A 23,842-nucleotide genomic window follows, 5' to 3' on the forward strand; every position below is an offset into this window, starting at 1 on the left:
TCCGCCGCCAATTTGATCAGGCCCTCGGTTCGCGCAAAATTCGAACGGGTGCCGGTGGTGGCCACGGAATGGAGTTTTTGATCCTGGCTTGTGCCTTGAATAAAACAGCCGCCCGATCGGGCGGCTGTTTTATCTTGTCAGGCGGCGCGAATGTTGGCGAGGAAGTCGGTGACCTGGCTGCGGAGCTGCCGGGTCCGGACATCGAGGGCTTCCGCGGCCGCCTTGACGTTCTGTGCGGCGGATCCGGTTGCGTCGGCACCGGCGCTGACGCCGGTGATGTTGTTCGACACGTCCTGGGTGCCCAGCGCTGCTTGCTGGGTGTTACGGGTGATCTCCTGGGTCGCCGCACCCTGCTGTTCGACCGCGGCCGCAATCGCCGTCGCCACTTCACTCACCTCGCCGATGGTGCCGCCGATGGCCTTGATGGCGTCCATTGCCTCATTGGCGACCTTGCGGACGGCGGCGATCTGCAGGGAAATCTCCTCGGTGGCCTTGGCGGTCTGATTGGCCAGCGATTTGACTTCCGAGGCGACCACCGAAAAACCCTTGCCGGCTTCGCCGGCGCGTGCCGCCTCGATGGTGGCGTTGAGGGCCAGCAGGTTGGTCTGGCTGGCGATGGTGTTGATCAATTCCACCACTTCGCCGATCCGGTTCGCGGTCTGCGCCAGCCCCTGCACGGTGCCGTCGGTCTCGCGCGCCTGGCTGACGGCGCGGGTGGCGATGCCGGCGGCGTGGGTCACCTGCCGGCTGATGTCGTTGATCGATGCGCTGAGCTCTTCCGAGGCGGAAGCCACGCTCTGCACGTTCATCGAGGCTTCGCCGGAGGCGCGCGCCGCGAGCTGAATTTGGGCGTTGGTCTGGTCGGAGACTGCCGACATGCTGCTGGAGGTCTCTCCCATCTGCTGTGAGGCCTGGCCCAGCGCGTCCAGGGTCTCGCGCATCTGGCCCTCGAACTGGGCGATATGCTGTTCGATCGCCTGCTGTCGTCCCGCAGCCTGGGCGCTTCGGCTGGTCTGGTCGGCTTCGATGCGAGCCTTCTCCATGGCGTTCTGCTTGAAGGTGCCCAACGCACCCGCCAGCGCGCCGATTTCATCGCGGCGGTCTGCGAACGGCGCATCGGCGGTCAGGTCGCCGGCCGCGACCTTGAGCATGGCGTCGCGAATGCTCTGCAGCGGCATGATCACGCGCTTGCGCACGGCCCACATGCTGCCGAATGCGATGGCGAGCGCACCGACCAGCAGTATGAGCTGCCCGATCAAAGCCCATTGCGCCGCGGACTGCCGGCTCGCGCCGTAGTCCTTGGCGGCGTCGAGCGCGCTTTCGGCGACAGCGACCGCCGATGCCATCCGCGCCACCGTGTAGGGGCTCCACTGGCTGGCGGTCATTTCCGGCTTTTCCCCTGACATCAGGGCCTTCAGGAGGCGGTCACGCAGCGTGGTGTATTGCGGGTCGAAATAGGCGGTCTTCGCGTCCGAGAGCGCTCTGGCGAGGCTGGCGGGCAGTTTCATGCCGGCCGACGCGGTTTCAAGCGCGGTCCAAGCGATCTGAAGACCGCCGACATGCTTTATATAGGTCTGCTCGGTCTCGCCGGAGACTTTGCCGGCGCCGAGGCCGTTTGACACCAGCAGCGAGGCTTCGCCAGCCGTGTTGCGCAGCAGCCAAGCCATCTGCTTGATCGCAAGCAACTGGTCGATCACCGGGTCGGCGTGATTGACGTCGGCTGCGAGCCGTGCGGACAGCTTTTCGAGCACCTCCAGCAGTGTGGCGGTCGTGTCCATGAACTCCTTTGCCAGGGTCGGACGTCGCGATGCTTTTGGTTTGGCCATGGCGTCCCAGGCCTCGGTCTGCAGGGCTTTCAGCTTCTCGAACTGTTGCGTCAGCTCGGGCAGCAGCACATTGCGATCGGCGAACTCCATCGCCGACAACAGACCGATTGCCGATTGTATGGCCGGCATTTCGGCGCCCTGGATGCCCTGGAGATAGGTGACGATGTCAGGTTGAATGACGGCCTCGCCGGTGAGGGTGCGGTTGGTGGTGGAGCGGTCGGTGCGCAGATTGTGCATCGCCTTGAAGGCATCGGCGGATGCGGCGGCCACCGTCCTCATCCGGCTTGCGGAGCGCAGTTGCTGCAGCGAATCCCAGGCCGTGAACGACAGCATGGCCACAATGCCACACGCCATGATCCCGATGACGGATGTCAGCAGCGCAGTCACACTTAAACGATTCAGCATCGATTCCCCCCGGATCCCCAGAGGCCAGCACTAACGATAAGAGGTAAAAATACCGGTAACCATATGCCGCGTTCATGGGTTGTGAGCGGCCGTGGATTGCAACCGCCAGTTCGACGTTCCCAGCTCTGGAACCGCCGTCATCGACGCGAGTTGATCAGCCAAGCCGGCATGATGCCGCGTCCTTGGTTATTTCCTGGAGTTGTTTGCATGTCATTGCTGATCAGCGCGCTGGTCACCTTCCTGGTGGTCATTCTGGTTTTGTATCTCGTGAACATGTTGCCGATCGACGGTCGCGCCAAGCAGATCATCCGCGTCATCGTCATCATCATCGGCGTGCTCAATCTGCTTCGGCCGCTGATGTATTGAGGCCCGTCAATCGGAGCCCTCAAGTCGAAGCGCTGGTGATAGGCCAAGGATCCGGAGACCATCTCCCGGGTCCTTAACGACAACAATCACTAAATCGATTTGCCTGAAATACGGGCGGCGCTTTAACGTGAAACGCGCTATCGTGTGGTTCGATAAGACCGTTGTCATCCGTACGACAACGTCCCGATGTATTTTCAGCAGATTACGCCCGCGGTTTGAGCGGATGGAGTGTTTCGTGAACGGCTTTCGGGCGATCCGCCTGGTTCTGTCTGTAGTCTGCCTGAGCATGGCCGCGGTGCCGCAAGCGGGTGCGCAGGATTTCTTCGCCTCCTTGTTCGCACCTCCCGCGGCGCCGGTCGAGGCGGTGCCCGGCACCCGCCTCACCGTCAGGCCGCGCGCGCCCCGCGCTGAGCGTGCCTTCTGTGTTCGCACGTGTGATGGGCGATACTTCCCGCTCCAGGCCGCCAGCAAATCGTCCAGCGCCGAGTCCTGCAGCAATCTGTGTCCGGCCACTGAGACCAAAGTGTTTTTCGGCGATACCATCGATGCGGCCTCCACCCGGGAGGGGAGGTCCTACAGCAAGAGCACCAACGCGTTCCGCTACCGCAATGAGTTCGTGGCGAACTGCACCTGCAACGTTGGCGGCGCGTTCGGGCTGGCGCATATCCGCATCGAGGATGACAAGACGATCCGTCCCGGCGATATCATTGCCGAGGCGAAGGGATTGGTGGTGGCCGAAGGCAGCCGGCGGCATGGCATTGTGTTCAGGCCGATGTCGGCGGCGCGGGCCAAGTCGGAGCGACTGCCGGTCGTGGCTTCGCAATAGTCGCCCGTTCTGTGGAGGCACGAAAAAGCCCCGGCGCGAACCGGGGCTTTTTTAATGAGATCAGGACAACGGGTTCAGCCTGCCACCTTCGCTTCCTTGCGGCGGGCATGCAGGATGAACTCGGTGTAGCCATTGGGCTGCTCGCGTCCCTTGAAGACGAGGTCGGAGGCCGCCTGGAAGGCGATGCCGTCAAAGCCAGGTGCCATCGGCTTGTAGAGCGGATCGCCGGCGTTCTGCCGGTCGACCACCACCGCCATCCGCTTCAGCGATTCCATCACCTGGTCCTTGCTGACGACGCCCTGGTGCAGCCAGTTGGCCAGATGCTGGCTGGAGATGCGCAGGGTAGCGCGATCTTCCATCAGGCCGACATCGTGGATGTCAGGCACCTTGGAGCAGCCGACGCCCTGATCGATCCAACGGACCACATAGCCGAGGATGCCCTGGCAGTTGTTGTCGATCTCCTGCTTGACGTCATCAGGGGCCCAGTTCGACTGCGACACCGGAATGGTGAGGATGTCGGACAGTTTGGCCCGCGGCACGGCCTGCTTGATCTCGGTCTGGCGCTTCGCCACGTCGACCTGATGGTAGTGCAGGGCGTGCAGGGTCGCCGCCGTCGGCGACGGCACCCAGGCCGTGGTCGCGCCGGCCTGCGGGTGGCCGATCTTCTGCGCCAGCATGTCGGCCATCTTGTCGGGGGCCGCCCACATGCCCTTGCCGATCTGGGCATGGCCGGGCAGGCCGTCGATCAAGCCGTTGTCGACGTTCCAGTCCTCATAGGCCTTGATCCAGGGCTGCGCCTTCATGTCGTTCTTGCGGATCATCGGGCCGGCTTCGATCGAGGTGTGGATCTCGTCGCCGGTGCGGTCGAGGAAGCCGGTGTTGATGAACACCACGCGCTCCGAGGCCACCTGGATGCAGGCCTTCAGGTTGACCGTGGTGCGGCGCTCCTCGTCCATGATGCCGACCTTCAGCGTGTTCTTCGGCAGCGACAGCACCTGCTCGACGCGGCCGAACAGCTCGCAGGTCAGCGCCACCTCGTCGGGGCCGTGCATCTTCGGCTTGACGATATAGACCGAGCCGGCGCGGCTGTTGCGTGTCGACGAATGGCCCTTCAGGTCGTGCACGGCCAAGAGGCCGGCGACGGCGGCGTCCAGGAAGCCTTCCGGGATTTCCGCGCCGGTGCTGTCGAGCACCGCGTCGGTGTACATGTGATGGCCGACATTGCGCATCAGCAGCAGGCTGCGCCCATGCAAGCGGACTTCCTTGCCATCGGGCGAAGTGTAGACGCGGTCGGCATTCAGCGTGCGCTTTTGCGTCTTGCCGCCCTTCTCGAAGTCGGCGGACAGCGTGCCGTTCATCAGGCCCAGAGTGTTGCGATAGACCAGTACCTTGTCCTCGGCGTCGACGGCGGCAACGCTGTCTTCCATGTCGAGAATGGTGCTGACGGCGGATTCGAGGATCACGTCGGACACGCCCGCGGCGTCATCCCTGCCGATGATGTGGCTGCGGTCGATGTTGATGTCGATGTGCAGGCCGTTGTTGACCAGCAGGATCGCTTCCGGCGATGCCGCGGCACCGTGATAGCCGGCGAACTGCTTCGGGTTCTTCAACGCGGTGGTGGTGCCATTGGTCAGCTTGATCGCAAGCGCGCCCTTGTCGATGGCGTAGGACGACACTTCGCTGTGGCTGCCGCTGGCCAGTGGCGCGGCCTGGTCGAGGAAGGCCTTGGCCCTGGCGATCACCTTGGCGCCGCGCGCCTTGTTGTAACCCTTGCCGCCTTCGCTGGGATCATGCGGGATCGCGTCGGTGCCGTAGAATGCGTCGTACAGGCTGCCCCAGCGGGCGTTCGCCGCGTTGAGCGAATAGCGCGCGTTGGTCAGCGGCACCACCAGCTGTGGCCCACAGATCTGGCCGATTTCCGGGTCGATATTGGTTGTGGTGACTTCGCGGGTGGCCGGCTCGTCCAGCAGGTAGCCGATCTCCTTCAGGAACGCCGTGTAGACGTTGAGATCGAAGGGCTTGCCCTTGTTGGCGCGGTGCCAGTCGTCGATCTTGGCTTGCAGGCTGTCGCGAAACGCCAGCAGCTCCTTGTTGCGCGGCGCGAGGTCGCGGACGATCGCAGCAAGCCCGGCCCAAAAGCTGTCGGCGGAGATCCCGGTCTGGGGAGCGGCTTCCTTGGCGATGAAGTCGGCAAGGACTGTGTCGATCTTCAATCCACTGGCTTCGATGCGTGTCATGTTTTGCAATCTCACGGAACAGGGGCGGGGCTGCCGCCTTGGGCCTCGGAGCGCCCCGCGGTTTCGGCAAATGCCGGCCCCTTGGGAAAAAACACTCCAAATCAATAGCTTGTGCGATATTCGCCGGTCGACCAGGGGCCATTTTGGGCGGACAACGCGCAGGCGGGACGAGGCGCTGTTTGCAGGTGCGAACAGCGTTGCAACGTGGTTTTAGCGCCAAAGGCCGGGAAAAGAGAAGAGGCTTGCCACCGTCATTTCGTCGGGACCAGATTCCCGTCATGCGGGATAATGGAGGCCTCAGTCCGTCCCCGCGGTGGCCGCGGGCGGGAAGATGTCCGCCTCGCCTGTCTGGGCGTAGGCCTGGCCGAATTCGATGGTCCCGTTGCCGATCTTGTAGGGCACCATGACCGTTACGGAATATCCGTCGCGATGGTTCATCGACACCGCGATTGCGTCGGACGGCTCTCCGGTCGAGGGCACGATGGTCCGCACGTCGTAGACCAGGGCTGTGGCCCTGACCTCGCCTTTGCCGGCGGCCTCCCGCAAGCCGTCCTTGATCAGGCGGATGAGATCGCCCGAGGGCGGATGCTCTTGCCCGTCGTCGGCGTCCGCTATTGAGATGAACTCTCCATCGATTGTCTTGGCGCCGCCAAATGGCAGGAATTCGCCGTGACGGCTCAGCGTCTGCTCGGCAAACGGCAGCACGGAATTCATCAGAGACTGGCAGTCCGCTTTGGCGTCGGTCACATCACGGCTCATCAATGCGAGGGGCCGGCGTGCGGCACCCGGCCGACCCGCTCCAGTCCCACCTTGATCAGGATGGTCAGCAGCGCAACCGCCGTCAGCACGGTGGCGGCGGTGAAGGCGCCGACGACATTGTAGTCCTGATAGAGCAATTCGATCTGCAGCGGCAGGGTGGTGGTCTGCCCGCGGATGTTGCCGGAGACGACGGAGACCGCACCGAACTCGCCCATCACGCGCGCATTGCAGAGAATGGCGCCATAGACCACGGCCCATTTGACGTTCGGCAGTGTCACGCGCCAGAACGTGGCAAAGCCGGAGGCGCCAAGCGTCACCGCGGCTTCCTCCTCGTCGGTGCCCTGCACCTGCATTAGCGGAATAAGTTCACGCGCGACAAACGGCGCGGTGACGAACATGCTGGCCAGGAAAATCGCCGGCAGCGCGAACATCACCTTGATGTCGTAGGCCTCGAGCAGCGGGCCGAACAGGCCCTGCGAGCCGTAGACGAACAGATAAGCCACGCCGGCAACGATCGGCGACACCGAGTAGGGCAGTTCGATCAACGCGATCAGGAAGGTTCGTCCCGGAAATTCGAACTTGGTGACGGTCCAGGCCGCGGCCAGGCCGAACAGGATGTTGATCGGCACCACGATCAGCGCCGTCATCAGCGTCAGCATCACCGCATGCACGGTGGCCGGCTCGGTCAGGTTGCGCCAGAACACGCCGAGGCCGGACGACAGGCCGGTGGCGACGATCAGCACCAGCGGTGCGACCAGGAAGAACGCCGTGATGATGAAGACGATGGTGAGCACGATCCGCCGTGGTGTCGGCGCCCCGCCGACCGGCGTATGCATCCAGGCGGCGCGCGTGCTTGAATTGGGTGCGAGAGGCTCCGCCGACATCAGGTGTCTCCGCGTCCGATGACGCGCAGTTGCCAGGATTGCACCGCGTTGATCACGATCAGCATGATGAACGCCATCAGCAGCATCACGGTCGCGATCGCCGCCGCGGCCTGATAATTGTATTCCTCGAGCCGGATGTAGGTCAGCAGCGCCACGATCTCGGTGCGCATCGGCTGGTTGCCGGCGATGAAGATGACCGCGCCGAATTCGCCGAGGCTGCGGGCGAACGACAGCGAGCAGCCGGCGAGGAAAGCCGGGAAGATCGACGGGAAAATGATCTTGCGCAGGATCTGGAAATCGCTGGCGCCGAGCGAGCGGCCGGCCTCTTCGACTTCGGAGCCGAGATCCTCGATCACCGGCTGCACTGTGCGCACCACAAACGGAATGCTGGTGAAGGCCATCGCAATTGCAATGCCGAGCGGCGTATAGGCTACCGAAATCCCGATCGCCTCCAGCGGCTTGCCGAACCAGCCGTTCTTGGCGAACAGGGCCGTGAGGGCGAGGCCCGCGACCGCGGTGGGCAGCGCGAACGGCACGTCCACCAGGGCATCGAGCAGCCGCTTGCCGGGAAATTCGTAGCGCGCCAGCACCCACGCCAGCAGCAGTCCATAGATCGCATTGAAGATGGTCGCGGCAAACGCCATCGTCAGCGTGACGCGGATCGCCGCCAGCGTGCGCGGCGACGACAGGATGCCCCAGAGCTCCGACAGTCCGATCCCCGACGCCTTCAGCAGCAGCGCGCACAACGGCAGCAGCACGATCGCCCCGAGATAGAGGACGGTCGTGCCCAGCGCCAACCCGAAACCTGGAATCACCCGGCGTCGCAAGTTTCTCTACCTTCCGAACATTGAAGGCCTGCGCGCGGTCATGGAGAAGCGTGCGAGCGGGCTTGGCCGGAGAATAATCCTCAAGCCGTCGTCATATAACGTTTTTCCCGGCGCGGAAACCGTCCGCGCCGGGAAAAGCCGGTTCCAGAAAATGTGAGTTAGTTCTGGCGGGCGCCGAACAACTGGTCGAGCTTGGCGCCGGAATTCAGGTGATCGGTGTTGATCTTGTCCCAGCCACCGAAAGCCTCTTCCACCGTCACCAGCTTTACCTCGGGGAACCGATCCTTGAACTGCGCTGCGACGGTCTTGTCGTTGACGCGGTTATACTGCTTGGCAAGGATGGTCTGGCCTTCCGGCGAATAGAGGTATTCGAGATAGGCAGTCGCCAGCGCGCGGGTGCCGTGCTTGTCGGCGTACTTGTCCACCACCGTGACCGGGAATTCCGCGAGCAGGCTCTGTGGCGGCACCACCACCTGATACTTGTCCTTGCCGGCAATGTCGCGAATGCCGTTGGTCTCGGCTTCGAAGGTAATCAGCACGTCGCCGGTCTGGCGCTCCACGAAGGTGGTGGTGGCGGCGCGTCCGCCGGTGTCGAACACCGGAACGTTGGCGAACAGTTTCTTGACGAACTCGTCGGCCTTCTCCTCGCTGCCGTACTTGCCTTTCGCGAACGCGTAGGCGGCGAGATAAGTGTAGCGCGCATTGCCGGAGGTCTTCGGGTTCGGGAAGATCACCTGGACGCCGGGCTTCACCAGGTCGTCCCAATCCCTAATGTTCTTTGGGTTGCCGGCACGCACCAGGAACGCCGGCAGCGAATAATATGGCGACGAATTGTTGGGCAGCCGCTTCTGCCAGTCCGCCGGGATCAGCTTGCCCTTGTCATGCAGCACCTGCACGTCCGTCACCTGGTTGAAGGTGACGACGTCGGCCTCCAGCCCTTCCAGGATCGAGCGGGCCTGCCGCGACGAGCCGTTGTGCGACTGGTTGATGGTGAGGTCCTGGCCAGTCTTGGCCTTCCACTGCTTGGCAAAGGCCACATTGACTTCGGCATAGAGCTCGCGCGCGATGTCATAGGAGACGTTGAGCAGTGTGGTCGGCGTCTGGGCGTTCGCCGCCGAGATCAGACTCAGGCTGGCGGTGAGGGCGATGAGAAGGCGGCGCAAGACAAGTCTCCCCGGAATGAAGGCAACGGCAACGAAGGCAAAAATACAGCAGCGTCAGATATTGGCGGCGAGATCCGAGAGTTCGCCGAACAGCACGCCGGCCTTTGTCAGCAACTGTTCGATGTCGTCGGCCGCATCCGCGATTGCGCGATCGGTGGTGTCGATGACGAGCTCGGCGTTCGCCGGCGGCTGATAGTCCCGCGCGATGCCGGTGAAGCTCGGCAGGCTGCCGGCGCGCGCCTTGGCGTAATGTCCCTTGGGATCGCGGCTTTCGCAGACCTCCGCCGGCGTCGACACATAAATCTCGTGGAACAGATCGTCGGCAATGCGCCGCGCCTGGGCACGATCGTCCGCCGACGGCGACACCGCCGCGACGATGGCGATGTGTCCGTTGCGCGCGAGATGCGTGGCGATCTCCGCCAGGCGACGGATGTTTTCGGTGCGGTCATGCGGCGAGAAGCCGAGATCGCTGTTCAGGCCGGCGCGGATGGTGTCGCCGTCGAGCAGGATCGGCGAGCCGCCGCGGCTGAACAGCTTGCGTTCCAGGGCGCGGGCGAGCGTCGACTTTCCCGAGCCGGGCAGGCCGGTCAGCCAGACCACGGCGCCGGCATGGCTGTAGCGTGCCGAGCGTTCGTCCGGGCGCAGCGCGGATTCCACCGGCACGATATCGATGGGAACGGCGCGCTGTCCGGCGTCGACGCTGAGCACCAGACCGCCGCCGGCGATCCGGCCGTTGACTTCGATCACCAGTCGCCCGGTGCGGGCGTTCTCGGCATAGGGATCCGCCGCGATCGGCTGCGCCAGCGAGATGTCGATCTCGCCGACGTGATTGCGGGCGATCGAGTGGGTGCCGACACTGGACAGTTCGCCGGGATCGACGGCGTTTTCGATGGCGACGACGGTGGCGCGGGTTTCCTTGGTGCCGAGCCGCACCAAAATGGTGGCGCCTGCCTTCAGCGGCTGGTCGTGCAGCCAGAACACCCGGGCGTGAAGCCGGCGGGTGTCGCGCAATGTCTCCGAGGAGTGGGCGATGATGTCGCCGCGCTCCAGGAACAGCTCGCGGTCCAGCGTGATGCCGACCGAGCGCCCGGCGCCTTGTCGATCGGTCAGCGGCGTGGTCGGCCAGCTTTCGACACTCTTGATCTTGGCGATCTTGCCTGCCGGCATGATCACGATTTCTTCGCCGGCAATCAGGGTGCCGGATTCGATGCGGCCGGCGACGATGCGCCGGTCGTCGAACTTGTAGATGGCCTGGATCGGCAGCCGCAGCGCCAGTTCATCGAGCCGCCGCGCGGGCGTCAGGGCATCGAGCGCCTCCACCACAGTCGGGCCGGAATACCATGCGATGGCCGGCGTGCGCGCGGCGACGCCGTCGCCGTCACGGGCGGAGATCGGAACGATGGCGGTGGGTGTGACGCCGAGGCCGGTGAGATGCGTGATGATCTCGGTGCTGATTTCGTCGAAACGGGCCTGAGAGAAATCCACCCGATCCATCTTGTTAATGACCACGGCGACCTGGCGGACGCCGAGCAGATGCAAGAGATAGCCATGGCGCCGGGTCTGGTCGCGCACGCCCTCGGCTGCGTCGATGATCAGCACCGCGGCATCGGCCTGCGAGGCGCCGGTGATCATGTTGCGCAGGAATTCCGCATGGCCCGGCGCGTCGATCAGCACGATGTCGCGCGAGTTGGTGCGGAAGCGGATCTGGGTGGTGTCGATGGTGATGCCCTGGTCGCGCTCGGTCTGCAGCGCATCGAGCAGGAACGACCATTCGAACGGCATGCCGCGCCGCGCGCTAACGGCCTTCAGCATTTCCAGCTTGCCGTCGGGCAGGCTGCCGGTCTCATGCAGCAGCCGGCCGACCAGAGTGGACTTGCCGTGGTCGACATGGCCGACAATGACGATGCGGACCTGCGGGCGCTCCGCGGCGGCAGCCGGGGTAGCGACGAGATTGGAAACGGCGATGGTCATGCTCATTCCGTCTGATCAGAGGTAGCCCGAGACGCGCAGGCGTTCGAAGGCATCTTCGGTTTCGTGGTCCAGCGCGCGTCCCGCGCGTTCCGGCACCTTGGTGCTGGCGAGTTCGCGCAGGATCTCGTCGATATTGGAAGCCAGCGATGCCACCGGGAAAGTGATGTCCTGGTCGCCCAGCGAGCGATAACGCTTGCCGTTGTGGGACAGATACAGCGGAATGATCGGAATGTTTTCGCGCTGGGTGTAGGCCCAGATGTCAGCCTCGGTCCAGTGCAGGATCGGGTGCACGCGCAAATGCGCGCCTTGCGGCGGCGAGGCGTTGAACTGGTCCCAGAATTCCGGTGGCTGATCGCGCACGTCCCATCCGCCTTCGGTGCCGCGCGGCGAGAACACGCGCTCCTTGGCGCGGGTCGCCTCTTCGTCGCGGCGGATGCCGGCGATCAGGCCATCGAAGCCATACTTCGCCAGCGCCATCTTCAGACCTTCGGTCTTGCGGGCGGCGGAGCGCGCAGCCGGCGGCAGCGTCGGATCGACTGCATCGATCGGCGGGCAGGGTTCGATTTTCAGGTCGAGCCCCCATTCCGAACCATAATGGTCGCGGAACGCATACATTTCCGGAAACTTCTTTCCGGTATCGACATGGAGAGCGGGGAACGGGACCTTGCCGAAGAACGCCTTGCGGGCCAGCCATATCATCACATTGGAGTCTTTGCCGAGCGACCACAGCAAAGCCAGTTTCTTCAGCCGGGCGAAGGCCTCACGGAAGATATAGATGCTCTGGGCCTCGAGTTCGTCGAGATGGTCCATTGTCGTGTCTTTACTCTCGTGGATGAGCTACTTAGCCGGCGCTACATCTGGTCTAACGCGCAGGAAACGCCAAGAGAAAAACTGTCTCCTTCTCCGGGCGTTTGGAGCACGAAATTCTAGGATTGCATCGCAGCATAGAAGAAATAATTTTCTCTTTGCGGGCTTAAACAGATACATATATAGAAAATAATTCCAGTCAACCCCGTCAGTGGGGAAGCGGAGTATCGATGCGCTTTCTACCGGTGTTCCTCGATCTGCAGGCCGGGCCCATCTTTCTGGTGGGCGCGGGTGAGCTTGCGCAGGCCAAGTTACGCCTGCTGCGGGCCGCCGGCGCGCGTGTGCGCTGGCACGCCATCGACGGACACTATGATCTGAATTCAGCGGATGCCGCAACCGCAACCATCGAGCGCTCCGAAACCGATCCGCTCACCACCGATCTGGCTCAAGTCATTGCCGTGATCTGCGCCGGCGCCGGCGCGACCGGCCATGCCATGGCCGCGCGTGCACGCGCGGCGGGCATTCCGGTCAACGTCATGGACGAACTCGATCATTCCACCTTCATCTTCCCTGCGATCGTCGATCGCGGCGATGTCGTGGTCGCGGTGGGCACCGGCGGTGCGTCGCCGGTGGTGGCGCGCCGCGTGCGCGAGCGCATCGAGGCGATGCTGCCGGCGCGTATCGGCGACCTCGCCACTTTCATTGGACGCTGGCGCACGCTTATCCGCGATCGCATTTCTGAGATGCCGCTGCGCCGTCGGTTCTGGGAGAGTATCGTCGATGGGCCGATCGGTGCCGCCGTGCTGGCGGGACGTGTGCATGAGGCCGAACACGCGCTCAAGAGCATCATCGATCCGTCGCGTTATGCCGCGCGGCAGGCGTCCGGTTTTGTCACGCTGGTTGGCGCCGGCCCCGGCGATCCGGATCTGTTGACGATCAAGGCGCTGCGGGCGCTGCAGGATGCGGATGTGATTTTCTATGACGACCTGGTGTCGGCTGAAGTGCTCGATCGTGCCCGGCGCGATGCGGCGCTGGTGTCGGTCGGCCGTCGCATCGGCAAGCCCGGCATCGGCCAGGATGCGGTCAACCGCCTGCTGATCGAGGCCGCTCAGAAGGGCCAGCGCGCGGTGCGCCTGAAGGGTGGCGATCCCTTTATCTTCGGTCGCGGCGGCGAGGAAGTCGCTGCTTTGCGCGAGGCCGGCGTGCCGTATGCGGTGATCCCGGGCATTACCGCGGGTCTCGGCGCGGCTGCGGAATCCGAAGTGCCGCTGACATTCCGCCGCGAAGCCCTGCGCATCACCTTCCTGACCGCCCACAAGGTGCGCGATGCCGAGGCCGTCGACTGGTCGGCGCTGACCGATACGAAAATGACGGTCGTGGTCTATATGGGCATGACCGCGGCGCCGGCGATCCGCGCCGGAATGCTGGCGGCCGGTCGTTCGCCGCAGACGCCCGTCGGCGTGTTTGCGCGCGCGACGCGCCCCGATGCCAAGGCCGTGGTCGGTAGTCTCGACAATCTTCCCGCGTTGGCCGCGCAGGTCGACAAGGGCCCCGCCATTCTCGTGATCGGCGACGTGGTCGCCCGCTCCGCGCCATGGCGCAATGAAAACCTCGCACAACTTCTCTCCAATTTTGGGATCGCTGCCGAATGACGTCCCCGCTGCAACAAAAAATCAAGATCGCCGGACCCTCGATCGTCACCGCCAATCGCACCAGCGACGGCATCGTGATCTATCGCACGGCCGACCATGGCTGGTCGGCGGACTTGTCCGATGCCGCCATCGTCCGCACCGCGGACGAAGCGCGTGCTTTGCTGGCGGAAGCCATCGCCGACGATGTGGGGGCGATCGGCTCTTACATCGCTCCGGTCGAGGTTTCCGGCGACGGCAGGATTGCGCCGGGCAATCTGCGTGAACATATCCGCAAGGACGGCGTCACCATCGACCTCCTGGTTTCCGCGTAAGGCTTCTCGATCATGTACGCATACGACGAAATCGATCGCACCTTCCTCAATGAGCGCGTCTCCGAATTCCGCGATCAGGTGCAGCGCCGTCTTGCCGGCGAATTGACCGAGGACGAGTTCAAGTCGCTGCGCCTGATGAACGGCGTCTATCTGCAGCTGCACGCCTACATGTTCCGTGTCGCCATTCCCTACGGCACGCTGTCGTCGCGACAGCTGCGGCGGATGGCGCATGTGGCGCGCAAGTACGATCGTGGCTACGGCCACTTCACCACCCGGCAGAACATCCAGTACAACTGGATCAAGCTGGCAGAGCTGCCGGATGCGATGGAAGATCTCGCCGAGGTCGGCATCCACGCGATCCAGACCAGCGGCAATTGCGTGCGCAACGTCACCACCGACCAGTGGGCCGGCGTGGTGCCGGATGAAGTCGAGGACCCGCGGGTGTGGGCCGAGGTGCTGCGCCAGTACACCACGCTGCATCCGGAATTCTCGTTCCTGCCGCGCAAGTTCAAGATCGCGATCACCGCGTCGGATCACGACCGCGCGGCGATCAAGGTTCACGATATCGGCCTGCGCATCCTCAGGAACGACAAGGGCGAACTCGGCTTCGAGGTGCTGGTCGGCGGCGGCCTCGGCCGCACGCCGTTCATCGGCAAGATCATCAAGCCGTTCGTGCATGCCCGCGACATTATCAGCTATGTCGAGGCTGTGCTGCGCGTCTACAACCAGTACGGTCGTCGCGACAACATCTACAAGGCACGCATCAAGATCCTGGTGCACGAGCTCGGCGCCGAAGCCTTCGCCCGGGACGTCGAGACCGAGTGGGCGCAGATCCGCGACAGTGCGCTTCTGATCGACGATGCAATGGTCGACGACATCCGCTCGCGATTTAGCTATCCGGCCTACGAAAAGCTGTCCGATACGCCGGACGAGCTGAAGAAGGCTGACGACCCGCGTTTCCAGGCCTGGCTGCAGAACTCGGTCGCTCCGCACAAGGAGCCGGGCTATGCAATCGTGACGCTGTCGCTGAAGCCGGTTGGCGGCCCTCCGGGCGACGCCACCGCCGAGCAGATGGACGCCATCGCCGATCTCTCCGACCGCTATTCGTTCGGCGAGCTGCGCGTCGGCCATGAACAGAACCTGGCATTGCCCAATGTCGCCAAGCGCGATTTGCCGGCGCTGTGGCGTGCGCTGGACAAGATCGGCGTCGCGACCCCGAACGTCAATCTGGTGACCGACATCATCGCCTGTCCGGGATTGGACTATTGCTCGCTGGCCAACGCCCGCTCGATCCCGATCGCGCAGGAATTGACGCGGCGATTTGCCGATCATGACCTCGCCAGCATGATCGGCCGGCTGCATGTCAATATCTCCGGCTGCATCAATGCCTGCGGTCATCACCATGTCGGCCATATCGGTATTCTCGGGGTCGAGAAGAACGGCGAGGAAGTCTACCAGATCACCATCGGCGGCCGCGCCGACGAGAAGGCGGAGCTTGGTGTGCTGATCGGACCGGCGGTGAAGTATGCAGAAGTTGCCGATGTGATCGAGGATATCGTCGAGGCCTATCTGGCGCTGCGCGCGCGGCCTGACGAGCTGTTTGTCGATACGGTGAAGCGCCTCGGCGTCGAGCCGTTCAAGGAGCGTGTCTATGCCACTCGTTAAAAACACCACTATCGTTGCCGATGAATTCGTGCGGGTGGCCGACGAGGATTCGATTCCCGACGGCCCGGTCCTGCTGCCGGCGGCGCGGTTTTTGGTTGATCCGGACGGCGTGCTGAAGCGCAACGCCAAGGTCGGCGTGATCTGGCCCAACAACAAGCCGATCGCGGAACTTGCGCCCTATCTCGATCGCCTGGCCGCAATCGCGCTGGTGTTCCCGACCTTCCGCGATGGTCGTGGTTACTCACAGGCACGTCTGCTGCGCGAACGGTTCGGCTTCCGCGGTGAATTGCGGGCCATCGGCCAGGTGCTGCGCGACCAGTTCGTGTTCATGCTGCGTGCGGGTTTTGATGCCTTCGAGGTCAAGAAGGACAGCGATGCGGCTGCTTTTGCCGACGTCGCGAAACGCTACTCGGTGTTCTATCAGCCGACCGGAGACGGTCGTGCAACCGCGACGCGTCAGCGGTTGTCGCATCCGGCGGAGGCCGCGCGGTCATGATCGCCGTTCGGAAGGACGCCGTGGCAAACGACGCGCCGCCGGTGCGGCCGTCGGCAACGGAGCTTGATCGTCTGCTCGGCGATGCGTCGCCGGCGGAGATCGTGACTCAGGCGCTGAAAGTCGTCGGGCGTGACAAGCTTGCCGTGGTGTCCTCGTTTGGCACGGAATCCGCCGTACTGCTGAAAATCGTTGCCGACGTCGATCCCGCCATTCCGGTGGTGTTTCTCGACACCGGCTGGCTGTTCCAGGAAACCCTGGATTACCGTGATACTCTGATCAGGCAGTTGGGACTGCGCGACGTGCGCACCATCCATCCGCTGCAGGACAATCTCGCCAGGCAGGATGCCGATCGCGACCTCTGGTTTTCCAAACCTGACGAGTGCTGCCGGATCCGCAAGGTCGAACCGCTGGCGCGGGCGCTGCAGCCGTTCGACGGCTGGATCAACGGGCGCAAGCGCTTTCAGGGCGGCTTGCGTGCCACCCTGCCGGTGGTGGAAACCGACGGCACGCGCCTGAAATTCAATCCGCTCGCCAACGTGACGCCGGACGAACTCGAGGCCGTGTTCACGGCAGCGAACCTGCCGCCGCATCCACTTGTCGCATCCGGATTCCGCTCGGTCGGGTGTATGCCTTGCACCAGCCGCAGCGAGGATGACGAGGATGCCCGTGCCGGCCGCTGGCGTGGCCGCGACAAGACGGAATGTGGCATTCATACCGTCGCGACTTCATAGCATGTTGATCCAACATCGTTATGAAGAATGAAATGCGGTTTCGTTGACTTGAGTAAATTTCTCCCGGAGTTTGATCCGCGCTTTCGATGACGATGACGTTGTCGAGCTGAATGGAGATCGAGATGTTGCGTCGTATTCTCCCCGTCATTGCGGGTCTGTTTTGGGCGGGATCGGCGTATGCCGCCGACATTTCATTGCTGAACGTCTCGTACGATCCCACGCGCGAGCTCTATGTGGAGTTCAACAAGGCGTTCGCCTCGGCTTATCAGAAAGAAACCGGCAAGAGCGTCGAGATCAAGCAGTCGCACGGCGGCTCGGGCTCGCAAGCGCGCAGCGTGATCGACGGCCTGCAGGCGGATGTCGTGACCCTGGCGCTGGCCTATGACATCGATGCGATCGCCAGCAAGGGCCTGCTCGACAAGGACTGGCAGAAACGACTGGCGCAGAATTCGTCGCCCTATACCTCGACCATCGTGTTCCTCGTCCGCAAGGGCAATCCCAAGGGCATCAAGGACTGGGATGACATCATCAAGTCCGGCGTCAGTGTCATCACGCCGAATCCCAAGACCTCCGGCGGCGCACGCTGGAACTATCTCGCCGCATGGGCCTACGGCTTGAAGAAGTATGGCGGTGCGGACAAGGCGCAGGATTTCGTCGGCAAGATCTTCAAGAACGTGCCGGTGCTGGATACCGGTGCGCGCGGCTCGACCGTGACATTCGTGGAACGCGGCGTCGGTGACGTGCTGCTGGCCTGGGAGAACGAGGCCTATCTCGCGGTCAAGGAGTTCGGCAAGGACAAGTTCGAGATCGTGGTGCCGTCGCTGTCGATCCTGGCGGAGCCGCCGGTCACCGTTGTCGACAAGGTCGTCGACAAAAAGGGCACCCGCGACCCGGCCAATGCTTACCTGAGCTACTGGTACACCAAGGAAGGCCAGGAGATCGCGGCGCGCAACTTCTATCGTCCCCGCGATCCGGAGATTGCCAAGAAGTACGCCGATTCCTTTGCAAAGGTCGATCTCGTCACCATCGACGACGTGTTCGGCGGCTGGACCAAGGCCCAGAAGGAACACTTCGGCGACGGCGGCGTGTTCGACCAGATCTACAAGAACTGATCGTTCGGAACGGGTGAGGGCATCGTGAGCGGGACATCGAGGCGGAGCGTATTGCCGGGATTCGGTCTGACCATGGGTCTGACCCTGACCTGGCTCTCCGTTTTGATTTTGATCCCGCTCGCGGGTCTGTTCATCAAGACCACCGAACTGTCGCTCGCGCAGTTTGTCGGCATCATCACCAGCCCCCGCACACTGCACGCGCTGGTGGTGTCGTTCGGGCTCGCCTTCGCGGCCGCGATCGTCAATCTCATCGCCGGGGTGCTCGTGGTGTGGGCGCTGGTGCGTTATCGCTTTCCCGGCCAGCGGCTGTTCGATGCCATCGTCGATATTCCCTTCGCGCTGCCGACGGCGGTGGCCGGCGTGGCGCTGACGGCGCTGTTCGCCGAAAAAGGCTGGCTCGGCGCCCCATTGGCATCGCTTGGGATCAAAGTGGCGTTCACGCCGCTTGGCATTTTCATTGCCATGATTTTTATCGGCATCCCATTCGTGGTGCGCACGGTGCAGCCGGTGCTGATCGATCTCGAAGCCGAACTCGAGGAAGCCGCCGCCAGTCTCGGCGCCAATCGCTGGCAGATCATCACCCGCGTGATTCTGCCCAGTCTCACGCCCGCGATCCTCACCGGCTTTGCGCTGGCATTCGCGCGCGCGGTCGGCGAATACGGCTCGGTGATCTTTATCGCCGGCAACCTGCCCAATGTGTCCGAGATCGCGCCGCTGCTGATCGTGATCCGGCTGTCGGAGTATCGTTATGCGGATGCGACCGCGATTGCGGTGGTGATGCTGGTGGTCGCGTTCCTGATCATTTTCATGATCAATCGCATCCAGCGCTGGGCGCAGGTTCGCGCCGCGGCAATCAGTTGAGTGCCGCATGACCCTCGTTGACACCCGTCCCCTCCCTGCCGAAGCAGAGACCGCGCCCATCATTGAGAGCGCGGCACCGGTCGTGATCCGCACGGCGCCGCTGGCGCAGCTTAATTCGCGCACCGAACCGCGCTGGATTCGCTTGTCGATCATCGGCTTTGCAGTGGTCTTCCTGTCGATTTTCGTCGTGGCGCCGTTGCTTCTGGTGTTTGCCTCGGCGTTTTCCAAAGGCGTCGGGGAATATCTGGCGGCGCTGTCGGCATCGGAAGCGCTCGCGGCTATCAAGCTGACGCTGCTGGTCGCCTCGATTTCGGTGAGCCTCAATCTGGTGTTCGGCCTGATGGCGGCCTGGGCGATCGCGAAGTTCGAATTTCGCGGCAAGACGCTCCTGATCACCCTGATCGACCTGCCGTTCTCCGTCAGTCCCGTGATCTCCGGGCTGGTGTTCGTGCTGCTGTTCGGCGCCCAGGGTTATTTCGGCCCCTGGCTGCAGGATCACAATCTGCAGATCCTGTTTGCGCCGCCCGCCATCATTCTCGCCACCACCTTCGTGACGTTTCCGTTCGTGGCGCGCGAACTGATCCCGCTGATGCAGGAACAGGGCACCCAGGAAGAGGAAGCGGCGATCTCGCTGGGCGCCTCGGGCTGGCGCACGTTCTGGCGGGTCACGTTCCCCAACATCAAATGGGGCGTGCTCTACGGCGTGCTGCTGTGTAACGCTCGGGCGATGGGTGAATTCGGCGCGGTGTCGGTGGTCTCGGGCCACATTCGCGGTGAAACCAATACCATGCCGCTGCTGGTCGAAATCCTGTATAACGAGTATCAGATGGTGGCGGCGTTTGCGATCGCATCGCTGCTGGCGTTTCTGGCTTTGATCACACTGATCGTGAAGACGGTCCTCGAAGGACAGCTCGCAGAGGGAAAGCAATCAAGTGACGATTGAGGTCCGCAATATCGTGAAGAAGTACGGAGCCTTCGCGGCTCTGGACAATGTCGACCTCAAGGTCGACACCGGCGAACTCCTGGCGCTGCTCGGCCCGTCGGGCTCCGGCAAGACGTCGCTGCTGCGCATCATCGCGGGGCTGGACTGGCCCGATGCCGGCAGTGTCAGCTTCGATGGCGAGGATGCGCTGGCGCGCGGCGCCGGCGAGCGTCATGTCGGCTTTGTGTTCCAGCACTACGCGCTGTTCCGCCACATGAGCGTGTTCGAGAACGTGGCCTTCGGCCTGCGGGTGCAGCCGCGCGCGGTGCGCAAGAGCGAGGCCGATATCCGCAAGCGGGTCAAGGAGCTGCTCGATCTGGTGCAGCTGGACTGGCTGGCCAACCGTTATCCGAGCCAGCTCTCCGGCGGCCAGCGCCAGCGCATTGCGCTCGCGCGCGCGCTGGCGATCGAGCCGCGTATCCTGCTGCTCGACGAGCCGTTCGGCGCGCTCGACGCCAAGGTACGCAAGGAGCTGCGGCGCTGGCTGCGGCAGTTGCATGACGAAATTCACGTGACGTCGATCTTCGTCACCCACGACCAGGAAGAAGCATTGGAAGTCGCCAACCGCGTGGTGGTGATGGACAAGGGCAAGATCGAGCAGATCGGCTCGCCCAGTGATGTCTATGACAATCCGGCCACCGCCTTCGTCCACGGTTTCATCGGCGAATCCATCGTGCTGCCGGTGCAGGTCAGCGACGGCCGTATCAGCCTCGGCGACAGGGTGCTCGACATCGAGTCGCGCGATGCAGTTTCGGGTCCGTCCAAACTGTTCATCCGGCGGCATGACGTGGTGGTCGGCCCGGCTGGCAGCGGTGCGCTGCAAGGCGCGGTGAAGCATGTGCGCGCATTCGGCCCGACCCAGCGCGCCGACATCGCGCTGCAGACCGATGGCGACGAGACCCTGATCGAGATCGATGCGCCGCGAGACCGCGATCTGAAACCCGGCGACATCGTCGGCCTGCAGCCGAAGCGCTATCGGATTTTCGGCGCCCAGGCCTGACGTGGCACTCGGCCGGGCCGGGAACCGGCTCGGCCGAGCCGGTCTCTGTTCGCTATTTATCCGTTCACTATTCAGCCACGGTTGGTGTGCAACAACGATTCTCGTTTTGAGCGGCTGACGGGCCGCCGCGGGGGTTGTTTCAATGTTGCGTGCCACTTTGGCGGTCACCATCCTGGCCGGCATCTTTGTCCTGGGCGGCTGTGCCGCCGACCGCGATGTGCCGCCGGAACAGCCCGCCTTCTATCTCAGCATGGCTCATGGCGGCGCCAAGCTCGATGCGGCCGTCGCCGCCTCGATGATTTCCGGCTACCGCAAGAATAACGGGCTTGGCGCGGTTGAGGTCGATCCGGTGCTGATGCAGGCGGCCGAAGCCCAGTCCCAGGTCATGGCGAGCCGCAACAAGCTCGACCACAACGTCACCGGCCCGCTCGGCAAGCGGATCAAGGCCGTGGGCTATGACGCCAAGGTGGCGGTCGAAAACGTATCGGCCGGGTATCATACGCTGGCGGAAGCCTTTTCCGGCTGGCGGGACTCGCCGCCCCATAAGGCCAATATGCTGAACGGCGGTGTCACAAAACTGGGCATTGCCGCGAGTTATGCTCCGAACACGAAATACAAGGTGTTCTGGACCCTCATTCTGGCGGCACCGGACAGCAAATAGCCCGCCTTTTTGAGCGATTCTTGCAGGAAACCTGGGAGTCGATTGACGACTAGTGCCCCCGCATCCGAAGTTCTGATAACTTGCTGAATCTTCTCACATGAACTTCGGATGCGAAAAGGGGCACTAGAAAAATTTAAAAATCTGGTGCCGCTTGTCGATCTGAAGTTCCTGGGTGACTTTGCAGCGAGTGGTGCAGGAACTTCAGATCGGCGGCACCAGTGAACTGACGCCACCCTGATCCTGTCCTACAACATTTTCTTTTTGTTGGGTTTCATGGATTCTCCTTCGTCTTCATCTCCATCCGCGGCAACCATACCGGCTCAGGCTCAGCGCGTTCTCGTCCTGCAGGGCGGCGGTGCACTCGGGTCCTATCAGGCGGGCGCCTATGAGGCGCTCTGCCGGCATGATTTTGAGCCTGACTGGGTCGCCGGCATCTCCATCGGTGCCATCAACTCCGCGATCATTGCCGGCAATCCCAGGGAAAAGCGGCTGACGCGGCTGCGCGAGTTCTGGGAGATGGTGTCGGCCTCGGTGCCGTGGCAACCGCTGCTGTCCGGCGATCATGCCCGCACCGCCTTTAACGAGACCAGTGCCGCAATGATCGCGACCTTCGGCGTGCCCGGCTTCTTCATGCCGCGGATTCCGCCGGCGCTGTTGTGGCCGCTCGGCAGCCAGCAGTCGCTGAGTTTCTACGACACCACCCCGCTGCGCGAGACGCTGGAGCGGCTGGTGGATTTCGACTTGCTCAACGACAAGAGCAAGCGGATCCGCCTCAGTGTCGGTGCGGTCAACGTCAAGACCGGTAACTTCACCTACTTCGACAACGCGCTGCAGGATATCCACCCCGAACACATCATGGCCTCGGGCGCCCTGCCGCCCGGCTTTCCCGCCATCGAAATCGACGGCGAATTCTACTGGGATGGCGGTGTCGCCTCCAACACGCCGCTGGATTATGTGCTGGATCAGGCGCAGCGAACGGATCTGCTGATTTTTCAGGCCGATCTGTTCAGCGCACGCGGGCCGCTGCCGAGCACGCTGCTGGAAGCATCGGAGCGCGAGAAGGACATTCGCTATTCCAGCCGCACGCGGCTGAACACCGACATGAACAAGAAGATCCACGACGCCCGCCTGGCCGTGCGGCGTCTGATCGCGAAACTGCCGGCCGATCTGCGGAACGATCCGGACGTGATCTTCCTGAACGAGGCGGCCAAGGAAAACACCGTCACTGTCGTGCATCTGATCTACAAGAGCAAGAATTTCGAGACCTCGTCGAAGGACTACGATTTCTCGCACTTCGCGATGCAGGAGCACTGGAAGGCCGGCGCGACCGACGTCGATCTCTCGATGCGCCATCCCGAATGGCTGCGGCGGCCGCAGAATGGCGAGACCATGGTGACTTACGATCTCACCGGAGACGATTCCCCAGAGCCGGGTGAATAACAGGAGCTGACGATGGTTGACTTGAAGGGCAAGACTGCGGCGGTCACGGGTTCGACCAGCGGCATTGGACTTGCGATCGCGCGAACGATGGCGAAGGCGGGTGCCAACATCGTCATCAACGGCATGGGCGATCCGGTTGCAATCGAGAAGGAGCGGGCCGGCATCGAAACCGATTTCGGCGTCAAGTGCGCCTACTCTCCGGCGGACATGACCAAACCAGCCGAGATCGCGGAATTCATCGCGCTCGGTGAGAAAACCTTCGGCTCGGTCGACATTCTGGTGAACAACGCTGGCATTCAATTCGTTGCGCCGATCGAAGAGTTTCCGATCGAGAAGTGGGACGCGATCATCGCGATTAACCTGTCGGCGGCGTTCCACGCCATCCGCGCCGTGGTTCCCGGCATGAAGAAGCGGCAGTGGGGCCGCATCATCAGCACGGCGTCCGCGCATTCGCTGGTGGCTTCTCCGTTCAAGTCGGCCTATGTGTCGGCCAAGCACGCGATCGCCGGTCTGACCAAGACGGTGGCGCTCGAAGTCGCGACCTCGAAAATCACCTGCAACTGCGTCAGCCCGGGTTATGTCTGGACGCCGCTGGTCGAGCACCAGATTCCGGAGACCATGAAAGCGCGCAACATGACCAAGGAGCAGGTCATCAACGACGTCCTGCTCGACGCCCAGCCGACCAAGGAGTTCGTGACGTCGGAGCAGGTGGCGGCGCTGATGCTCTATCTCTGCAGCGACGACGCGGCCCAGATCACCGGCACCAACCTGTCGATCGACGGCGGCTGGACGGCGGAGTAAGGCGGCAGGCCATATTTCACGTGATATCGAGCCTGATCCAATTCGTTTGGATCAGGCTT

22 protein-coding genes are annotated in these 23,842 nt (G+C 63.2%); 14 read left to right on the forward strand and 8 right to left on the reverse strand.

The window, feature by feature from the left end; all coding sequences use genetic code 11:
- Window positions 1-137: 137 nt before the first annotated feature.
- A complete protein-coding gene (locus tag RS897_RS15235; protein ID WP_315837349.1) occupies window positions 138-2,231 on the reverse strand; it encodes a methyl-accepting chemotaxis protein in 2,094 nt (697 codons plus the stop codon).
- Window positions 2,232-2,438: 207 nt separating this feature from the next.
- Here RS897_RS15235 and RS897_RS15240 point away from each other — a divergent pair, with 207 nt between their 5' ends.
- Window positions 2,439-2,597, forward strand: coding sequence for a Thivi_2564 family membrane protein (locus RS897_RS15240; protein ID WP_315837350.1), 159 nt, complete (start codon window positions 2,439-2,441; stop codon window positions 2,595-2,597).
- Window positions 2,598-2,832: 235 nt separating this feature from the next.
- A complete protein-coding gene (locus RS897_RS15245; protein ID WP_315837351.1) occupies window positions 2,833-3,423 on the forward strand; it encodes a DUF2865 domain-containing protein in 591 nt (196 codons plus the stop codon).
- Window positions 3,424-3,497: 74 nt separating this feature from the next.
- Here the strand turns inward: RS897_RS15245 and RS897_RS15250 are convergent, their stop codons facing one another.
- The 7 genes from RS897_RS15250 to cysD all read right to left on the reverse strand — a co-directional run bounded on the left by RS897_RS15250 (window position 3,498) and on the right by cysD (window position 12,074).
- On the reverse strand, window positions 3,498-5,660 hold the full coding sequence (locus RS897_RS15250; RefSeq protein ID WP_315837352.1) for a malate synthase G: 2,163 nt from the start codon (window positions 5,658-5,660) through the stop codon (window positions 3,498-3,500).
- A gap of 297 nt (window positions 5,661-5,957) precedes the next feature.
- Window positions 5,958-6,407 (reverse strand): hypothetical protein, encoded by a 450-nt coding sequence (locus RS897_RS15255; protein ID WP_315837353.1) that lies wholly within the window; start codon window positions 6,405-6,407, stop codon window positions 5,958-5,960.
- Window positions 6,408-6,418: 11 nt separating this feature from the next.
- A complete protein-coding gene (cysW, locus tag RS897_RS15260) occupies window positions 6,419-7,303 on the reverse strand; it encodes a sulfate ABC transporter permease subunit CysW (RefSeq protein WP_315837354.1) in 885 nt (294 codons plus the stop codon).
- A complete protein-coding gene (cysT, locus tag RS897_RS15265) occupies window positions 7,303-8,130 on the reverse strand; it encodes a sulfate ABC transporter permease subunit CysT (protein ID WP_315837355.1) in 828 nt (275 codons plus the stop codon). The genes cysW (RS897_RS15260) and cysT (RS897_RS15265) overlap by 1 nt, the downstream gene beginning before the upstream one ends.
- A 158-nt stretch (window positions 8,131-8,288) precedes the next feature.
- The gene (gene cysP / locus RS897_RS15270) at window positions 8,289-9,293 is read right to left on the reverse strand and encodes a thiosulfate ABC transporter substrate-binding protein CysP (protein ID WP_315837356.1); all 1,005 of its coding nucleotides are present in this window, start codon (window positions 9,291-9,293) and stop codon (window positions 8,289-8,291) included.
- Between the two features lie 54 nt (window positions 9,294-9,347).
- Window positions 9,348-11,264 (reverse strand): adenylyl-sulfate kinase, encoded by a 1,917-nt coding sequence (gene cysC, locus RS897_RS15275; RefSeq protein WP_315837357.1) that lies wholly within the window; start codon window positions 11,262-11,264, stop codon window positions 9,348-9,350.
- A gap of 15 nt (window positions 11,265-11,279) precedes the next feature.
- Window positions 11,280-12,074 carry a sulfate adenylyltransferase subunit CysD gene (gene cysD / locus RS897_RS15280; protein WP_315837358.1) on the reverse strand — a complete coding sequence of 265 codons (795 nt, stop codon included), beginning with the start codon at window positions 12,072-12,074 and terminating at the stop codon, window positions 11,280-11,282.
- Window positions 12,075-12,301: 227 nt separating this feature from the next.
- On the opposite strand from cysD, the gene cysG reads away from it, so the two are divergent.
- The 12 genes from cysG (at window position 12,302) to RS897_RS15340 (ending at window position 23,783) form a co-directional block, all read left to right on the forward strand.
- Window positions 12,302-13,723, forward strand: a complete 1,422-nt coding sequence (gene cysG / locus RS897_RS15285; protein WP_315837359.1) for a siroheme synthase CysG — start codon at window positions 12,302-12,304, stop codon at window positions 13,721-13,723.
- The gene (locus tag RS897_RS15290; RefSeq protein WP_315837360.1) at window positions 13,720-14,034 is read left to right on the forward strand and encodes a DUF2849 domain-containing protein; all 315 of its coding nucleotides are present in this window, start codon (window positions 13,720-13,722) and stop codon (window positions 14,032-14,034) included. Before cysG ends, RS897_RS15290 begins: the two co-directional genes overlap by 4 nt.
- A 12-nt stretch (window positions 14,035-14,046) precedes the next feature.
- A complete protein-coding gene (locus RS897_RS15295) occupies window positions 14,047-15,699 on the forward strand; it encodes a nitrite/sulfite reductase (RefSeq protein WP_315837361.1) in 1,653 nt (550 codons plus the stop codon).
- Window positions 15,686-16,195: a DUF934 domain-containing protein gene (locus tag RS897_RS15300; protein WP_315837362.1), complete on the forward strand. Its 510-nt coding sequence runs from the start codon at window positions 15,686-15,688 to the stop codon at window positions 16,193-16,195. The genes RS897_RS15295 and RS897_RS15300 overlap by 14 nt, the downstream gene beginning before the upstream one ends.
- Window positions 16,192-16,926, forward strand: coding sequence for a phosphoadenylyl-sulfate reductase (locus RS897_RS15305; protein ID WP_315837363.1), 735 nt, complete (start codon window positions 16,192-16,194; stop codon window positions 16,924-16,926). Before RS897_RS15300 ends, RS897_RS15305 begins: the two co-directional genes overlap by 4 nt.
- Window positions 16,927-17,048: 122 nt before the next feature.
- The gene (locus tag RS897_RS15310) at window positions 17,049-18,038 is read left to right on the forward strand and encodes a sulfate ABC transporter substrate-binding protein (RefSeq protein WP_315837364.1); all 990 of its coding nucleotides are present in this window, start codon (window positions 17,049-17,051) and stop codon (window positions 18,036-18,038) included.
- Window positions 18,039-18,062: 24 nt separating this feature from the next.
- Window positions 18,063-18,899, forward strand: a complete 837-nt coding sequence (gene cysT / locus RS897_RS15315; protein WP_315837365.1) for a sulfate ABC transporter permease subunit CysT — start codon at window positions 18,063-18,065, stop codon at window positions 18,897-18,899.
- A 7-nt stretch (window positions 18,900-18,906) separates the two neighbouring features.
- Complete coding sequence (cysW, locus tag RS897_RS15320) at window positions 18,907-19,842, forward strand: sulfate ABC transporter permease subunit CysW (protein WP_315837366.1); 936 nt, start codon at window positions 18,907-18,909, stop codon at window positions 19,840-19,842.
- Window positions 19,832-20,881, forward strand: coding sequence for a sulfate/molybdate ABC transporter ATP-binding protein (locus tag RS897_RS15325; protein ID WP_315837367.1), 1,050 nt, complete (start codon window positions 19,832-19,834; stop codon window positions 20,879-20,881). Before cysW (RS897_RS15320) ends, RS897_RS15325 begins: the two co-directional genes overlap by 11 nt.
- A 142-nt stretch (window positions 20,882-21,023) precedes the next feature.
- The gene (locus RS897_RS15330) at window positions 21,024-21,542 is read left to right on the forward strand and encodes a CAP domain-containing protein (protein WP_315837368.1); all 519 of its coding nucleotides are present in this window, start codon (window positions 21,024-21,026) and stop codon (window positions 21,540-21,542) included.
- Between the two features lie 273 nt (window positions 21,543-21,815).
- Complete coding sequence (locus RS897_RS15335; protein ID WP_315837369.1) at window positions 21,816-22,982, forward strand: patatin-like phospholipase family protein; 1,167 nt, start codon at window positions 21,816-21,818, stop codon at window positions 22,980-22,982.
- A gap of 12 nt (window positions 22,983-22,994) precedes the next feature.
- The gene (locus RS897_RS15340; protein WP_315837370.1) at window positions 22,995-23,783 is read left to right on the forward strand and encodes a 3-hydroxybutyrate dehydrogenase; all 789 of its coding nucleotides are present in this window, start codon (window positions 22,995-22,997) and stop codon (window positions 23,781-23,783) included.
- Window positions 23,784-23,842 lie beyond the last annotated feature (59 nt).

The organism is Bradyrhizobium prioriisuperbiae, assembly GCF_032397745.1.
GTDB lineage: Bacteria > Pseudomonadota > Alphaproteobacteria > Rhizobiales > Xanthobacteraceae > Bradyrhizobium_A > Bradyrhizobium_A prioriisuperbiae.

Excerpts from the sequence above, each read along its gene's own strand:
- RS897_RS15235 (WP_315837349.1), bottom strand. The coding sequence starts at position 2,231 with ATGCTGAATCGTTTAAGTGTGACTGCGCTGCTGACATCCGTCATCGGG.
- RS897_RS15240 (WP_315837350.1), top strand. The coding sequence starts at position 2,439 with ATGTCATTGCTGATCAGCGCGCTGGTCACCTTCCTGGTGGTCATTCTG.
- RS897_RS15250 (WP_315837352.1), bottom strand. The coding sequence starts at position 5,660 with ATGACACGCATCGAAGCCAGTGGATTGAAGATCGACACAGTCCTTGCC.
- cysW (WP_315837354.1), bottom strand. The coding sequence starts at position 7,303 with ATGTCGGCGGAGCCTCTCGCACCCAATTCAAGCACGCGCGCCGCCTGG.
- cysC (WP_315837357.1), bottom strand. The coding sequence starts at position 11,264 with ATGACCATCGCCGTTTCCAATCTCGTCGCTACCCCGGCTGCCGCCGCG.
- cysD (WP_315837358.1), bottom strand. The coding sequence starts at position 12,074 with ATGGACCATCTCGACGAACTCGAGGCCCAGAGCATCTATATCTTCCGT.
- cysG (WP_315837359.1), top strand. The coding sequence starts at position 12,302 with ATGCGCTTTCTACCGGTGTTCCTCGATCTGCAGGCCGGGCCCATCTTT.
- RS897_RS15290 (WP_315837360.1), top strand. The coding sequence starts at position 13,720 with ATGACGTCCCCGCTGCAACAAAAAATCAAGATCGCCGGACCCTCGATC.
- RS897_RS15295 (WP_315837361.1), top strand. The coding sequence starts at position 14,047 with ATGTACGCATACGACGAAATCGATCGCACCTTCCTCAATGAGCGCGTC.
- RS897_RS15300 (WP_315837362.1), top strand. The coding sequence starts at position 15,686 with ATGCCACTCGTTAAAAACACCACTATCGTTGCCGATGAATTCGTGCGG.
- RS897_RS15305 (WP_315837363.1), top strand. The coding sequence starts at position 16,192 with ATGATCGCCGTTCGGAAGGACGCCGTGGCAAACGACGCGCCGCCGGTG.
- RS897_RS15310 (WP_315837364.1), top strand. The coding sequence starts at position 17,049 with ATGTTGCGTCGTATTCTCCCCGTCATTGCGGGTCTGTTTTGGGCGGGA.
- cysW (WP_315837366.1), top strand. The coding sequence starts at position 18,907 with ATGACCCTCGTTGACACCCGTCCCCTCCCTGCCGAAGCAGAGACCGCG.
- RS897_RS15330 (WP_315837368.1), top strand. The coding sequence starts at position 21,024 with ATGTTGCGTGCCACTTTGGCGGTCACCATCCTGGCCGGCATCTTTGTC.
- RS897_RS15335 (WP_315837369.1), top strand. The coding sequence starts at position 21,816 with ATGGATTCTCCTTCGTCTTCATCTCCATCCGCGGCAACCATACCGGCT.
- RS897_RS15340 (WP_315837370.1), top strand. The coding sequence starts at position 22,995 with ATGGTTGACTTGAAGGGCAAGACTGCGGCGGTCACGGGTTCGACCAGC.